Origin of the sequence: Pseudomonas orientalis (assembly GCF_001439815.1) — a bacterium.
Classification (GTDB): Bacteria; Pseudomonadota; Gammaproteobacteria; order Pseudomonadales; family Pseudomonadaceae; genus Aquipseudomonas; species Aquipseudomonas orientalis.
The window spans coordinates 22,831-36,320 of the sequence record NZ_JYLM01000016.1 but is presented as its reverse complement, the minus strand read 5'-3'; the positions used below and the strand labels follow the sequence as shown (position 1 = coordinate 36,320).

General features: G+C 61.2%; 14 protein-coding genes, 1 tRNA gene and 2 pseudogenes. 11 read left to right on the top strand and 6 right to left on the bottom strand.

The features are described from left to right. Nucleotides 1-104 precede the first annotated feature (104 nt). Nucleotides 105-794 carry an energy-coupling factor ABC transporter permease gene (locus tag TU82_RS26290; protein WP_057726141.1) on the top strand — a complete coding sequence of 230 codons (690 nt, stop codon included), beginning with the start codon at nt 105-107 and terminating at the stop codon, nt 792-794. Between the two features lie 63 nt (nt 795-857). Further along, nucleotides 858-1,073, top strand: coding sequence for a hypothetical protein (locus TU82_RS26285; RefSeq protein ID WP_057726139.1), 216 nt, complete (start codon nt 858-860; stop codon nt 1,071-1,073). Here the strand turns inward: TU82_RS26285 and yacG are convergent. From yacG to TU82_RS26265, 4 genes are read right to left on the bottom strand one after another with little or no spacing between them, the layout of a single operon-like run. Continuing rightward, on the bottom strand, nt 1,070-1,270 hold the full coding sequence (gene yacG, locus TU82_RS26280; protein ID WP_003188437.1) for a DNA gyrase inhibitor YacG: 201 nt from the start codon (nt 1,268-1,270) through the stop codon (nt 1,070-1,072). The two genes, TU82_RS26285 and yacG, sit on opposite strands and share 4 nt — an antisense overlap. Next, complete coding sequence (gene coaE / locus TU82_RS26275; RefSeq protein ID WP_057726137.1) at nt 1,267-1,890, bottom strand: dephospho-CoA kinase; 624 nt, start codon at nt 1,888-1,890, stop codon at nt 1,267-1,269. The genes yacG and coaE overlap by 4 nt, the downstream gene beginning before the upstream one ends. Beyond that, complete coding sequence (locus TU82_RS26270) at nt 1,887-2,753, bottom strand: prepilin peptidase (RefSeq protein ID WP_057726135.1); 867 nt, start codon at nt 2,751-2,753, stop codon at nt 1,887-1,889. The genes coaE and TU82_RS26270 overlap by 4 nt, the downstream gene beginning before the upstream one ends. Continuing rightward, complete coding sequence (locus TU82_RS26265) at nt 2,750-3,958, bottom strand: type II secretion system F family protein (RefSeq protein WP_057726133.1); 1,209 nt, start codon at nt 3,956-3,958, stop codon at nt 2,750-2,752. The genes TU82_RS26270 and TU82_RS26265 overlap by 4 nt, the downstream gene beginning before the upstream one ends. Nucleotides 3,959-4,156: 198 nt before the next feature. On the opposite strand from TU82_RS26265, the gene TU82_RS26260 reads away from it, so the two are divergent. From TU82_RS26260 to TU82_RS26250, 3 genes are all read left to right on the top strand, one after another. Further along, nucleotides 4,157-4,570 (top strand): pilin, encoded by a 414-nt coding sequence (locus TU82_RS26260; RefSeq protein WP_057726131.1) that lies wholly within the window; start codon nt 4,157-4,159, stop codon nt 4,568-4,570. 64 nt (nt 4,571-4,634) lie between these two features. After that, nucleotides 4,635-4,710, top strand: a tRNA-Thr gene (locus TU82_RS26255). A 188-nt stretch (nt 4,711-4,898) separates the two neighbouring features. Beyond that, the gene (locus TU82_RS26250) at nt 4,899-5,204 is read left to right on the top strand and encodes a DUF6388 family protein (RefSeq protein ID WP_057726130.1); all 306 of its coding nucleotides are present in this window, start codon (nt 4,899-4,901) and stop codon (nt 5,202-5,204) included. Between the two features lie 119 nt (nt 5,205-5,323). Here the strand turns inward: TU82_RS26250 and nadC are convergent, their stop codons facing one another. After that, on the bottom strand, nt 5,324-6,172 hold the full coding sequence (gene nadC / locus TU82_RS26245; RefSeq protein ID WP_057726129.1) for a carboxylating nicotinate-nucleotide diphosphorylase: 849 nt from the start codon (nt 6,170-6,172) through the stop codon (nt 5,324-5,326). A 243-nt stretch (nt 6,173-6,415) separates the two neighbouring features. Here nadC and TU82_RS26240 point away from each other — a divergent pair, with 243 nt between their 5' ends. The 6 genes and pseudogenes from TU82_RS26240 to TU82_RS26220 all read left to right on the top strand — a co-directional run bounded on the left by TU82_RS26240 (nt 6,416) and on the right by TU82_RS26220 (nt 12,765). After that, nucleotides 6,416-8,572 (top strand): DUF1631 domain-containing protein, encoded by a 2,157-nt coding sequence (locus TU82_RS26240; RefSeq protein ID WP_057726128.1) that lies wholly within the window; start codon nt 6,416-6,418, stop codon nt 8,570-8,572. Nucleotides 8,573-8,633: 61 nt separating this feature from the next. Further along, nucleotides 8,634-9,197, top strand: coding sequence for a 1,6-anhydro-N-acetylmuramyl-L-alanine amidase AmpD (gene ampD, locus TU82_RS26235; RefSeq protein WP_057726127.1), 564 nt, complete (start codon nt 8,634-8,636; stop codon nt 9,195-9,197). Further along, a complete protein-coding gene (gene ampE, locus TU82_RS26230) occupies nt 9,194-10,030 on the top strand; it encodes a regulatory signaling modulator protein AmpE (protein WP_057726126.1) in 837 nt (278 codons plus the stop codon). The genes ampD and ampE overlap by 4 nt, the downstream gene beginning before the upstream one ends. 178 nt (nt 10,031-10,208) lie before the next feature. Further along, nucleotides 10,209-11,303: pseudogene (locus TU82_RS29655) on the top strand (methyl-accepting chemotaxis protein); the annotation flags it as partial. Then, nucleotides 11,277-12,206: a methyl-accepting chemotaxis protein gene (locus TU82_RS29650; protein WP_428838893.1), complete on the top strand. Its 930-nt coding sequence runs from the start codon at nt 11,277-11,279 to the stop codon at nt 12,204-12,206. The pseudogene TU82_RS29655 and the gene TU82_RS29650, both read left to right, overlap by 27 nt. A 126-nt stretch (nt 12,207-12,332) precedes the next feature. Further along, a pseudogene (locus tag TU82_RS26220) lies at nt 12,333-12,765 on the top strand (hypothetical protein). Here the strand turns inward: TU82_RS26220 and TU82_RS26215 are convergent. Further along, nucleotides 12,712-13,488, bottom strand: coding sequence for a TatD family hydrolase (locus TU82_RS26215; protein WP_057726124.1), 777 nt, complete (start codon nt 13,486-13,488; stop codon nt 12,712-12,714). The pseudogene TU82_RS26220 and the gene TU82_RS26215 overlap by 54 nt on opposite strands. Between the last annotated feature and the right edge of the window lie 2 nt (nt 13,489-13,490).

Below are 13,490 nucleotides of genomic sequence, written 5' to 3'. Positions count from 1 at the left end.
GACCACAGGAAGTCTTGCTTTAAAACGCGGGTGTAGACTGTTCATCCGGCAACCGGTCCAGGGATGAGGTGGGCGGTGAGGCTTTTTATAAAGGGAGTGCATCCGTGATCAGTGCCGCTGTTCTGGCGCCCCTGACCCTCGGTCTCGGCGGGTTGTTGTATGTCCCGGTGGTGGTCTGGGCGATTGTGCGTGCGCCCTGGATCGAGCTGTTTGCCGACCGACGGCGCCAGCATTTGCTGTTTGGCACGGTGTTCGCGCTGTTCATGTTGTGGCTGGTGCGGCGCGATTTCGATACGGGGGTGTCTTACCACTTTATCGGCATGACCGCGGTGACCCTGTTGCTGGATTGGCCGCTGGCAATCGTCGGTGGGTTTGTCGCACAGTTGGGGTTGGTATGGCTGGGGCGCCAGGACCTCGCCGCTGTCGGCGTCAATGGCTTGTTGCTGATTGGCCTTCCGGTACTCATCACTGAGCTTTGCGCACTGCTCGTGGAGCGGGCGCAACCGCGAAACCCCTTTGTGTATATCTTTTGTTCCGGGTTTTTCGCCGCAGCGCTGTCGGCGTTGCTCTGCCTGCTGGTCGGCCTGGGGTTGCTGTGGGTCAATGGACGATTTGCGATGCCGCAATGGCTGGAGGATTTTGTTGGCTACCTGTGGCTGATCATCTTTCCCGAAGCGTTTATCAACGGCATGGTCATCAGTGCCCTGGTGGTGTTCTGCCCGGAGTGGCTGGAAACATTCAACCGCACCCGCTACCTCTCGGCGCCTTGGAAGGACGACGATTCGCGGCATTGACCCAGGTCAAAAAGCGGATGACCGCACAGGCCCATGCTCTGCAAAATTTCAGGAGCACCAATCATGGGTGTGTACGAATGGGCGCGGCAGGAGTTGCGCAGAAGTCAGGATGCGGCGCAGGAAATCGGTTTTGATCCGGGCTTGACCCTGCGTGCCATGCTCAGCGCGGTGGTGCAGCAGAGCAAGGGCGTGCGCAGCTTTGAAGACCTGGCCGACGAGTTGCAATACCTTGCGGAAAACCTCGACGACCAGCAGGAATACGCCTTTATGCGCCCTTAGTGGCGCGGCGGCAGGTCTTCGGAAAACAACTCGTCTTCGGCGTCCGGGGCCACCGGGATCTTGTGCTCTTCAGCGGCCCAGGCACCCAGGTCGATGAGTTTGCAACGGTCCGAGCAAAACGGCCGGTTGAGGTTGGTCGCTTTCCATTCCACGGGGGCACCGCAGGTTGGGCAATCGACGGTCAAGGGTTGGCTCATGATCGGCCTCCACGCAAAGTAAGGTAAAAGTGGTGCAGTCGCTCGACCTCGCCGTGCAGCCAGGCAAGGTCCTGGTCATTGACCAGTACGTCATCGGCATGGTTCAGGCGGTCTTCGCGGCTCGACTGGGCCTTGAGAATGGCCTGCACCTGTTGCTCGCTGATGCTGTCGCGCTGCAGGGTACGCTGAATCTGCAGCGATTGCGGCACGTCGATCACCAGGATGCGCTGGGTCATGCGGTATTGGCCGGACTCGATCAGCAGCGGTGACACCAGAATCGCGTAGGGCGACCGGGCGCGTGCCAGGTGATCGCGAATCTCTTCAGCGATCAGCGGGTGCAACAGGCCTTCGAGCCAAAGACGTTCTTCGGGCACTTCAAAAATCAATGTGCGCAACGCCGCGCGATCCAGTTGGCCGTCCGCTTGAAGCACAGCGCTGCCGAAGTGCTCGGCAATGCGCGCCAGCGCCGGTCGGCCGGGCTCGACCACCCAGCGGGCGGCATGATCGGCGTCGATCAGGTCGACACCCAGCCGGGTGAAGTGCTCGGCCGCAGCGCTTTTACCGCTGCCGATACCGCCCGTGAGGCCGAGAATCCAGGGTGTTGCAACAGGAGTGGTCATCTGAAACCGACAGACTGCAAATAGAAGTCGGTTATTTGACCACCCCAGAGCAATGCAATCCAGCCGGCAATTGCCAGGCAGGGGCCAAATGGCATCGGTGCCGACACCTGCGTCTTGCGCCAGCGCATCAGCAGCAGCCCGGCAAACACGCCGAGCAGTGACGCCATCAGCAGCGTCATCGGCAGTATCTGCCAGCCGCCCCAGGCACCCAGCAGCGCCAATAGCTTGAAGTCGCCATGACCCATGCCATCCTTGCCGGTGACCAGCTTGAACAGCCAGAACACGCTCCACAGGCTCATGTAACCGAGCACCGCGCCCCATAACGCATCGGGCAATGTCGCCAGCAGGCCCAGGCTGTTGAGGATAAGTCCCAGCCACAGCAGCGGCAGCACCATGGCATCCGGCAGCAGCTGGTGATCCACGTCGATCAGGCTCATGCCCAACAACCCCCAACTCAGCAGCATCACCGCGCCGGCCTGCCAGCCAAAACCCAAGTGCCAGGCGACGGTGGCGGATATCAGCGCACAGGCCAGTTCGGTGAGGGGATAGCGCGCGCTGATGGTTGCACGGCAATGGGTGCAACGACCCTTGAGCATCAGGTAGCTGAGCAGGGGGATATTTTCCCAGGGACGAATCGGCTGGTCGCAGTGCGGGCAGCATGAGTTAGGGCGCATCAGGTTATAGACCGGCCCCACGGATGCGGCAGGCAGGCCGAGGATCTCATGGGCCTGGGCGCGCCATTCGCGCTCGAGCATCTTGGGCAGGCGCCATACCAGCACATTGAGAAAACTGCCGACGATCAGGCCCAGCATCAGCGCCATGCCGACAAACGCCCAGGGCTGCTCGCCCAGCAACGCGCTCAAAATGCCGAACCCAGTTGAAACACCGGCAGGTACATTGCAATCACCAGCGCGCCGACGATGCTCCCCAGCACCACCATGATCAGCGGTTCCATCAAACTGGTGAGGTTATCGACGAGGGTCTCTACGTCGGCCTCGTAATGATTTGCGACCTTTTCCAGCATGTGGTCCAGGGTGCCGGATTCTTCGCCGATTGCCGTCATTTGGATCGCCATGCCTGGAAACAGGCCGCTGGCGGCCATGGATTGATTCAACTGCATGCCTGTGGATACATCGTGGCGCATATGTTCGATTGCCTGTCTGAAAGGGCCATTACCGACGGCGCCGGCCACTGAGTTCAACGCCTGCACCAGGGGAACGCCTGCCGCAAAGGTGGTTGAAAGCGTACGGGCGTAGCGGGCGACGGCAGCTTTGCTCGATAGTTTGCCTGCCAGGGGGACTTTCAACAAACCCGCCTCCAGCCGATAGCGAAACAGTGCAGAAACACGGTAGGCGTGACGCAGCCCGCCGATGGCTGCGCCCAGACCGAGCGCCAGTAGCCACCAGGCCTGTCGCAGAAAATCGGAGAGGGCGATGACCCCCAGGGTAAAACCGGGCAATGGGCTGTCGACCCCGGCGAACAGGTTCTGGAACTGCGGCACCACCTGCATCAACAACACTGCGCTGACCAGGCCTGCCACCACCAGCACCGCAAGCGGGTAGATCATGGCTTTCTTGATTCTGGTCTTGAGCTGTTGGCTTTTTTCCAGATGAATGGCCACGCGCTCCAGCAGCGTTTCCAGGGCGCCGGCCTGTTCACCGGCGGCAACCAGGTGGCAGTACAGGTCGTCGAAGTAACGGGGGTGTTGGCGCAGCGTGCTGGTCAGGCTGTTACCGGACGCGACCTGTTGTTTCAAGCCCTTGACCAGCTCGCGCAGCGGGCGGTTTTCAACGCCCTCGCTGATGATGTCAAAGGCTTGCAGCAGCGCGATACCCGCCTTCAGCAGCGTCGCCAGCTGGCGGGTGAACAGGGCGATGTCCGCCGGCCGTATCGGCGCAGCCAGGCTTGGCAGGCCTGGCGATTGCCTGCGCACACGCTCGGCGCAGATCCCTTGCTCGCGCAGTCGTGCCTTGACCAACGCAAGGTCATGCCCCGCGATTTTCCCGCACACCCTGCGGCCTTTGCGGTTGATGCCTTGCCAGGCGTAGATCGTCGAGCTGTCATTCATGTCGCGTTCGCACATGCAGATTGAGAATTTACAGCTTAGCCAGCGGACGGATACAGGCAGGCAGGCGTCGGGCGATAAAATGTCAGATTGTGCTTCTGGTATGCGATTGATCGCGCAGGGATGAGTACACTGGCGCCGCTGCACACTGCGGGGCGCAGGACGCGCCTTGTCATGGTTCTATTCTGGAGAGTGAAAGTGATGCGTCAGAAAGGTTTTACCTTGATCGAGTTGTTGATCGTTGTGGCAATCATCGGCATTTTGGCCACCATTGGCTTGCCCATGTACACCAAGCACCAGGCCAAGGCCAAGTTCACGGCGGGGTTGGCTGAAATCAGCGCGTTGAAGGCCGGCTACGAAGATGTCATCAATCAAGGCGCCGTGCCCACGGTGCCGTCGATTGGCGGCAAGACGCCCACCGCCAATTGCAGGATCGATGTGACAGGTGATGTCGCCACGGGCAGCGGCTCCATCAGCTGTGAAATCCTTGATGCGCCTGCGCCCGTGCTGGGCAAGACCATCACCTTGACGCGCAGCGCAACCAGCGGATGGGCGTGTACAACCACGGCCGAGGCGCAATACGTTGCCAAGGGTTGTGGCGCCAGCGGCGCATAACGGCTGTCGGGCGGTGAGCGAGCCGGTTGCCGCATGCCCGATGCGGTGCTAGCTTTAGCCCACCGCCCGTGTAGCTCAGCCGGTAGAGCAGCGCACTCGTAACGCGAAGGTCGCAGGTTCGATTCCTGTCTCGGGCACCAGGGCAACACTGTTTCAAAAGGTATGTTTCAAAAGCCACGTTTCAAAGGCATGTTCCAAAGGCACTGTTTTCAGATGATCCCAGAATGGTTCTGAAGGCCAGACGAGCCGGCATTCGCGCCCGCTCTTTCGTATCTGCGCAACCTTGATGACCCAGATGCATCCCCATTCCTCGATCTAAGAGAACGACATGACCACGACTGAGATGACCCAGGAAGTTCGGCACCAGACAGCCCTCGACAAATACCTCGAGGCAACGCCGCAGCTCAAAGAAGAGATCAAGGACCTGAGCGCTGACGATCAGCGTGATCAGGTCCAGTGGGCATTCGAGGACGAGGCCGAGAGCCAGAACCTCCAGCCTTGGGAACTGACCCTCAAATACACCTCTACACCGGAAGAATTCGAAACCGCACGCCTGGCCTTGCACAAGGAGGCCGCCGAAGTACTGGGTGTCGAATGGGAAGAGTACTGCGAGATGAATAATCTTGTAGTCTAAACGCCACCAGTAGGAGCGAGCTTGCTCGCGAAAAACGTTAACGATAACGCGTGACAGCTGAGTGCACGCGGTGCCTTTGAGTTTTTCGCGAGCAAGCTCGCGCCTACAGCCAAGGCTTTTTAGATACTCAGCCGCATCGACAAATCCACGGCCTTCACATCCTTGGTCATCGCACCAATGGAGATGTAGTCCACACCGGTCTCGGCGATGGGCAGCAGGGTGCTTTCATTGATCCCGCCGCTGGCTTCCAGCCTGGCCTTGCCTGCGTTCAGCCGCACGGCTTCGCGCATGTCGTCCAGGCTCAGTTCGTCGAGCATGATGACATCGGCGCCCGCCGCCAGGGCTTCGCGCAACTCCTCCAGGCTTTCCACTTCGATCTCCACCGGCTTGCCCGGGGCGATTTTGTGCGCCGCGCTGATGGCCTGGGCAATGCCCCCGCACGCGGCGATATGGTTTTCCTTGATCAGGAAGGCGTCATACAGTCCGATACGATGATTGTGGCAACCGCCGCAGGTGACCGCGTATTTCTGCGCCAGGCGCAGGCCCGGCAATGTCTTGCGCGTGTCCAGCAGCTTGACCTGGGTGCTGGCGACGAAATCCGCCAGGTATCGGGCACGGGTGGCGACACCTGACAGCATCTGCAGGAAATTCAGCGCACTGCGTTCGCCGGTGAGCAGCGAGCGCGCCGGGCCTTCAAGGTGAAACAGCGGCTGGTCAGGGTTGACACGTTCACCATCGGCCACCTGCCAATGCACGGCGACGCGCGGATCCAGCTGGCGGAATACCGTATCCACCCAGGCCGTCCCGGCGATAACGGCCGCATCGCGGGTAATGATCGTGGCCTTGGCCAGCCGTTCGGCCGGGATCAACTGTGCGGTGATATCACCACTGCCGATGTCTTCCAGCAGTGCGCGGCGCACGTTGGCTTCGATTTCGGCGGCGAGGTCGGCAAGACGCAGGTTCGGCATAACAGGCTCCACAGACAAAGTGCCGCGATTATAGGGGCTGCGCGGATGGGAACCCAGACTCGTCACTCATTTACCGCGCAGGGCAGAGTTTACTGGCGCAACGCCCTTGATTTGCCGATAATCTCGCGCCTTGCGATTGGCGTCATAGCTTTGACGTCCTGATGGTGATTGGTACTCGCAGCGCCCAGCCGGCCTGCTTGCGTTCCTTGCCCATCTCAACACCCGCCGTTTCAGGAGGCCAGGATGCACAATGACGGGAAGGTGGTGCCTATCAAGCAGGCACAGGCTACGCCATCGCCGCTCGCACGGTTGCCGGTGGTGGTGCTGCAGGTGCGTGATAAAGCCGCGCAACAGTTGCAACAGGGGCTTCAGGAACTGTTCGATAACGCCGACGACACCCTGTTCGAAATGGCCGACAAGGCCCGCAGCACGGTTGACCAGCATATTTTCTTCGAGGCCATGCGCGACCTGCGCCTCAAGCGCAAGAACTTCGAGCGCGTGTTCATGGAGCAACTGTATGCCGCCTTTGCCGCACTGAGCCAGGGCGATAGCGGCGAGTTGCATCCGGTGCCAGTGGTGTCCTACCAGATGACCGGCGTTACCCGGGCGGATGACCGGGAAAAGGCCGTGGCACTGGAGGCAATGGTTGGCCGGGTGCAACACCGTGACGGCTTGGCGCTCGGGCAACTGAGCGCGCGCTTGAGTGAAGTGCTGGGCAGGCCCATGACCGATCATGAGAATCCTCTGGGCCCTGCACGGCTTTGCCAGTTTTTTTTGCAGGCGGGCCGCAGCCTGGGGGTGGAGATCCGGGTCAAGCTGATCATGCTCAAGCTCTTCGAGAAATACGTACTCAGCGATGCCGACCAGCTCTATGGCGAAGCCAATCAACTGCTGGTCGCCACCGGGGTCCTGCCTGGGCTCAGGAGCGTGCCGTCCCGTCGTGCGGGCGCGCGAGCGGCGCGTGAGCTTCAACGCCAGGACAGCCCGCCGGCCGCCGAGCCACCCTGTGATGAAAGCGGCCAGCAAGCTTTTGCCGCCTTGCAAGCACTGCTGGTCGGGATGCGCGGCAGCGTAGCGCCGACCCTTGAAGCCAGTGCTCAACCGCAACCCATCGCCAGCCGAGACCTGCTGCGCCTGCTCTCGCATTTGCAGCAATACGTACCGGAGCCTGGGGCCGAGGACGATGTCGACCTGCGCAACCAGCTCGAACAATTGCTGACCCGCGTCAGCGTCAAGAGCGGGAAGTCGCGGGTGCTGGAGGCGGCCGATGAGGATGTGATCAACCTCGTCGCGCTGCTCTTTGAATTCATCCTCAACGACCGCAGTGTGCCCCACGCCTTCAAAGCCCTGATCGCGCGCTTGCAGATCCCGATACTGAAGGTCGCCGTGCTGGACAAGAGCCTGTTCAGTTGCCCCGGGCATCCGGCACGACGCTTGCTCAACCAGATCGCCAGCGCCGCCATGGGTTGCAGCCCGCGCAATGGCTATCAGAACGACAGCCTGTACCTGCGTATCGAACAGGTCATCCAGCGCCTGTTGAATGAGTTCGTCGAAGATTCGGCGATCTTTTCGCAGTTACTGGTGCAATTCAGCACATTCATGAAACAAGAGCAGCAGCGCAGCGAGTTGCTCGAACAGCACACCCGTGACGTCGAGGAAGGGCGCCTGCGCACCGAGGTTGCTCGCCAGCGCGTGGCGCAAGCGCTGAACCGGCGGTTATTGGGCAAGGTCCTGCCGCCGTTCGTGGTGCAGTTTGTGCAACTGACCTGGAGCCAGGTGCTGTTGCTGGCCAATCTCAAGCACGGCGAACACTCCGTGCAGTGGCAAACCGGGCTGCGCACCCTGGATGAATTGATCTGGAGCGTCGGCCTGCACGAAGACACCGAGGCGGGTCGGCGTCTGCTGGAGCAATTGCCGGGGTTGCTCAAGTCGTTGCGCGATGGGTTGGCCGGTGCGGCGTTCGATCCTTTCAGCACCCGTGAGTTCTTTTTGCGCTTGCAGGCCGTACATGTTCGAACATGCCAAGGCGAGGAGGGCGAGGGACTGATTGAAGTCTGCGAGCCTTTTATTCTCGGCACCCAGCTGTCGGACGCCGTCGAAGACCTGCCGCATGATGACCCGGACCTGCTCAAGGTTCACCAATTGCGGGTCGGCGCTTGGGTGGAGTTCCAGCAGGACGAAGACACCGTGCTGCGGTGCAAGCTCACGGCGATCATGGCGCCGAACCATCGTTATATTTTCGTCAGTCGCTCGGGGCTCAAGGTCCTGGAGAAAACTTCCGGGCAATTGGCCGCGGCTTTCAAGCGCGGGGCCCTGCGCAGCCTGGACGAGGGTTTGCTGTTCGACCGCGCGCTGGCGGCGGTGATGGGCGACCTGCGTCAACTCAATCGCGGCAAGTGATCGCAACCGCAGGGCGGAACGCGGCATACTGGTAACACTTCGTCTCATTCAAGGAGCCTGTATGCAGTTGGACCCCGTCAGCGGTTGGTTCGAGGGCATTCGCCATTGCCCTTCGCCCAACTTCAACGAGCGCCCGGCAGGCGAGGTGTCGCTGTTGGTGATACATAACATCAGCTTGCCCCCGGCGCAGTTTGCTACCGGTAAGGTGCAGGAATTTTTCCAGAATCGCCTGGATGTAACGGAGCACGCCTACTTTGAAGGGATAGAGCACCTACGGGTCTCTGCGCATTTTCTGATTGAGCGCGACGGAACAGTGACGCAGTTTGTGGCATGCCGGGACCGGGCCTGGCATGCGGGCGTTTCCAGCTTTGACGGCCGGGACACCTGCAACGATTTTTCGTTGGGCATCGAGCTGGAAGGCACAGATGACCTGCCGTTCACCGATGCCCAGTACCAGGCGCTGATTGAGCTGACGGGCCAGTTGCTTGGAGCCTACCCTGCGATCACCCTTGAACGTATCTGCGGTCACAGCGACATCGCTCCCGGCCGCAAAACCGATCCGGGCCCGGCTTTTGATTGGAAGCGCTTTCGTGGCGCGCTGCAGGATGGAGGACACAAACTATGAGTTTCCTGGTGCTGGTGCTGGCGGTGTGGATCGAGAAATTCTCGGCCTTGCGTCAGCGGTTGCAGCGCGACGGCGGCTGGCTGCGTGAGCTGGCCAAGCTTGAATCGAGCCCGCGCATGGGCAAGCGGCCCTGGCTGATCCTGCTGGTGCTGGTGGTGCTGCCGGTGGCGCTGCTGGGCTTGCTGCTGCTCGTGCTGGAGCCCGTGGCCTATGGCTTGTTGGCATTGCCGGTGCACGTGCTGGTGGTGATCTACAGCCTGGGCCGTGGCGATCTGTTGGCCGGGTTGGGACCGTTTCGCGATGCGTGGCGTCGTGGGGATCTGCAAGCCGCCGAGCATGTGGCCGAACGTGACCTGAAGCTGGGTGCCGACAGTGGCGAGCAATTGCTCGAGCGGGTGCAAGGCTATTTGCTGTGGCAGGCGTACCAGAGCTTTTTTGCGGTGATTTTCTGGTATTTCCTGCTGGGCCCGGTGGCTGCTCTGGCCTATCGCCTGCTGGCGCTGGCCGGTGAGCACAGCCAGAACCCCCTGGTGGCCGAACGCGCCACACAAATGCGCCATGCCTTTGACTGGCTGCCGGTGCGTCTGCTGGCGGCGAGCTTTGCCCTGGTGGGCAATTTCGTCGGGGTCAGCCGGGTGATGCTCCACGAATTGTTGAGCTGGGATATCAGCGCTGCACGGCTGGTGGAAAAGGTCGGCCTGGCCGCTGCGGAAATACCGCCGCCGGTGGTGGGCGCCGAAGGCATCAGCAGTCTTGATCATCTGTGGGAATTGCTGCTGCGTGCGGCGGTGCTGTGGTATGCCGGGTTTGCCATCTGGACGGTGTTGCCCTGAGACAGCCGGCAGGGGGCAACCCCCTGCCGTTAACTTTACGTTACAAAACTCCCTTTCAAATTGAGCTATACAGACAGAGCGCCAAATAGTGGCTATCTGCCGCCGCCCTGCGCCTCAATAAAAATAAAAGAAGGGGAGATCACCTGTGAAGCGCTTGCTCTATCCCGCCGTCGCGTTGATGAATCGCCTGAGTTTCGGCTTGAAGTTCAGTCTGATCAGCGTGCTGTTCCTGCTGCCGATGCTGGCGACCAACTACTTTCTGGTGCGTGACGCCTGGGCTGAGTTCCAGGGCACCCGCATTGAGCTGCAAAGCCTCGATCTGCTTGGCAACAGCCTGGTGGTGCGTCGCGAGCTCGAGGCGTTGAATAACCAGGTGCAGATCAACGCGACCCTCGGCCAGTCCGGCAAGGCCGGCGACCTTGAGGCCAGGATCAATGCCCTGGAGCAGAGTGTGCTCGGCCGCGTGCAGGGGCTCAGTGCGATGACTACACAGCCCGAGCAGGTAGCCGCCTTCGATGCCAAGCGTGACGAACTGATCGCCGCGTTCATGGCTCAACAACAGGAGACGTCACTGCTCAACAAAAGTGCGTTGATCGGCAAATTGCTCAACCAGGCCCAGATACTCAGCCAGATCATCGCCAGTCAATCGGGCTTGAGCCGAGATTCGCAGAGCGATCTGCGTCAGCTCAGCGAGCTGATTACCGCTGTCACTCCGCAAGTCACGCAGTTGCTCGGCGAAGGGCGGGCGATGGGCGCGTATTCCCTGGGCCAGGGCTTTATCAATTCATCGTCCAGCACACGCTTTGACGAATTGCTGCAGCAATTGGAAAAGCTCCAGGGTGAATATGGCCTGAAGCTGCAGGATGCGCTCGGCGCCAGCCATGCCGCTCAGATGTCGCTTGATACCGTGGCGCAAGCCAGCCGGGCCAGCCTCAAGCAGGGCGCTGACCTGTTCGAAGAACGAGTGGTGGTGGCTGAAACCCTGGACACCGCGTGGCAGGGCTTTTATGACGACGTCAGCCAACTGATGGCCAGGACCTATCAGCTTGATGACGCGACCCTGGCATTCCTCAAGCAGCAACTGGAGCAACGCCTGGCGCAGAAGCGCCTGCACATGCTGCTGTTGGTCACGGCGCTGGTGGCGGTATTTGCGCTGATTTTCTACTTGTATGCAGGCTTCTACGCGTCCACGCGCACGACCTTGCGCAGCCTTGGGGCGATGATGGATAAAGTGGCGGCCGGCGATATGACGGTCAGCTTCGTGGCTGAAAGTCGCGATGAGCTGGGGGAGTTGGGCCAGGTATTCAATGGCACCGTGGCCAGGATCCACGACCTGATTGAGCGCGTCGGGCACACGGTCGGCCAGGTCGAGCTGCAAGCCGGGCAAGTACAAAAGGTCTCGGCGCAGAGCAACCAGGCGGTGTCCGGCCAGCGCAGCCAGATCGAGCAAGTGGCGACGGCGATGAATCAGATGTCATCCACCGCCCAGGAAGTGGCGCGCAGCGCCGCGGCCGCTGTCAGCAGCGCGCACAGTGTCAACGATGAAACCGTCAGCGGCCGTGGGCTGGTGCAGTCCCAGCAAGGCAGCATTGCGCGCCTGGCGTCGGAGATCGACGAGTCGGTGCGGGTGATCAACCAGCTGGCTGCCGACAGCCAGTCCATCAGCAGCGTGTTGGACGTGATCAAAAGTATCGCCGGGCAAACCAACCTGCTGGCGCTCAACGCGGCGATCGAGGCTGCGCGCGCCGGTGAGCAGGGGCGTGGTTTTGCGGTGGTGGCCGACGAGGTGCGCACGCTGGCGCGGCGTACCCAGCAGTCCACCGAAGAGATCGAGCAGATGATCGGGCGCCTGCACAGCGGCGTCGGCGCAGCGGTCAAGGCCATGGGGGCCAGCCATGACATGGCCAACGGCACGGTAGGTCAGTCGGAAAAAGTCCAGCAAGCCTTGGAGAACATCCTCGGGGCGGTAGGCATGATCGTCGACCAGAACCAGCAGATCGCGGCCGCCGTGGAGCAGCAAACGGCGGTCGCCCATGAGATCGATCAGAATATCGTCGCCATCCATCGCGCGGGTGAGCACGCCGCCCAGGGTGCCGACCAGACCGAAGCGGCCAGCCATCAGTTGTCGCAGCAGGTGATGGAATTGAAGCAATTGATTGGCGCGTTTCGCGTGTAGGAATTGTCGGTGGGATTTAACTCGCCAGGGCGTGGCACTTGTCCTGATTTCGCTGATGGCCTTTCAATGCGCTGTGAATAGGTGAGAATTTGTATCACTTGGTCACAGTCTCAAGGAGGCACGGCGATGGCCGCTGTCATCGGCATCAAGGGGCATTGCGCCCACTGCGACATGACGTTTGAACTCAAGCCCTGGCAACTGAACGCCATTGCCATCGACGAACCCTTCGTCTGTACCTATTGCCATGCATGCATGCCTGCAGCTGTGTTGCCGCAAACAGCTGCGGCGATTTCGCGCCCTCGACCAGTGGGCCCTGGTGCCGCCTGGCATGATCATGCTGACGTGCGCGACCCTCCTGGCGGCGCTGTTTGCAGAATGGCTGGGGCTGCTCAGTGTGATCGGGCAATTCAACATTTCGCTGGCGACGCTGTTGATCCACTTTCTGGTGCTGCGCTACGTGCGCCATCGGCAAAGGATGACCTTGAATCTGCAGGCCGTCAGCCGGCTACCACTGGAACAGCTCGCACGCGTTGCGTGTGCTCGCCTCAGCCAGCCGTGATGCGCTGATGCCCATCCGCTCGGCCAGGGCGCTGCAGATAGCCGGCAAGTGTTGTGGGCTGTTGCGCTGGCCCGGATACATGGCCGGGGCCATATCCGGCGCGTCGGTTTCCAGCACCACGGCTTCCAGCGGCAACTGGGCCAGCACCTTGTGCATGCGCGAGGCCTGCGGCCAGGTGGCGGCACCGCCCAGGCCCAGCTTGAAACCGAGCTTGATGTACTCGCGGGCTTCTTCCCGGCTGCCGGCGAACGCATGAATGATGCCGCCGCGCGGCAGCTTGATGCGCTTGAGCGTAGCGATCACCGCCGCATGACTGCGGCGTACGTGGAGCAGGGCCGGCAGGGCGAAATCCACCGCCAGTTTCAACTGGGCTTCGAACAGCGCTTGCTGGCGCTCTCGGTCCAGGTGCTCAAGAAAGTAATCCAGGCCGATTTCACCCACGGCGCACAGTTGCCGATGGCCCTGCAGGCGCGTCAGCCAGTCGCCCAATTCCAGCAGGTCGGCGGGGCGATGCTCATCGAGATACACCGGGTGCAGGCCGAAGGCGGCGAACAAGCCTTCATCCTCCACCACCAGATCCCACAACCGTTGCCAATTGCGCTGATAAACACCGAGCACCACCAGGCGCCGCACACCGAGTTGACGGCTGTGGGCGAGGACCTGCGGACGATCACTGTCGAAGTCCGCGAAATCCAGGTGGGTGTGGGTGTCGATCAGATCCACGC

Coding starts and splice junctions, on each gene's coding strand:
- ampE (WP_057726126.1), top strand. CDS start 9,194: ATGAGTTTCCTGGTGCTGGTGCTGGCGGTGTGGATCGAGAAATTCTCG.
- nadC (WP_057726129.1), bottom strand. CDS start 6,172: ATGCCGAACCTGCGTCTTGCCGACCTCGCCGCCGAAATCGAAGCCAAC.
- TU82_RS26260 (WP_057726131.1), top strand. CDS start 4,157: ATGCGTCAGAAAGGTTTTACCTTGATCGAGTTGTTGATCGTTGTGGCA.
- TU82_RS26240 (WP_057726128.1), top strand. CDS start 6,416: ATGCACAATGACGGGAAGGTGGTGCCTATCAAGCAGGCACAGGCTACG.
- yacG (WP_003188437.1), bottom strand. CDS start 1,270: ATGAGCCAACCCTTGACCGTCGATTGCCCAACCTGCGGTGCCCCCGTG.
- ampD (WP_057726127.1), top strand. CDS start 8,634: ATGCAGTTGGACCCCGTCAGCGGTTGGTTCGAGGGCATTCGCCATTGC.
- coaE (WP_057726137.1), bottom strand. CDS start 1,890: ATGACCACTCCTGTTGCAACACCCTGGATTCTCGGCCTCACGGGCGGT.
- TU82_RS26250 (WP_057726130.1), top strand. CDS start 4,899: ATGACCACGACTGAGATGACCCAGGAAGTTCGGCACCAGACAGCCCTC.
- TU82_RS26285 (WP_057726139.1), top strand. CDS start 858: ATGGGTGTGTACGAATGGGCGCGGCAGGAGTTGCGCAGAAGTCAGGAT.
- TU82_RS26265 (WP_057726133.1), bottom strand. CDS start 3,958: ATGAATGACAGCTCGACGATCTACGCCTGGCAAGGCATCAACCGCAAA.
- TU82_RS29650 (WP_428838893.1), top strand. CDS start 11,277: ATGACGGTCAGCTTCGTGGCTGAAAGTCGCGATGAGCTGGGGGAGTTG.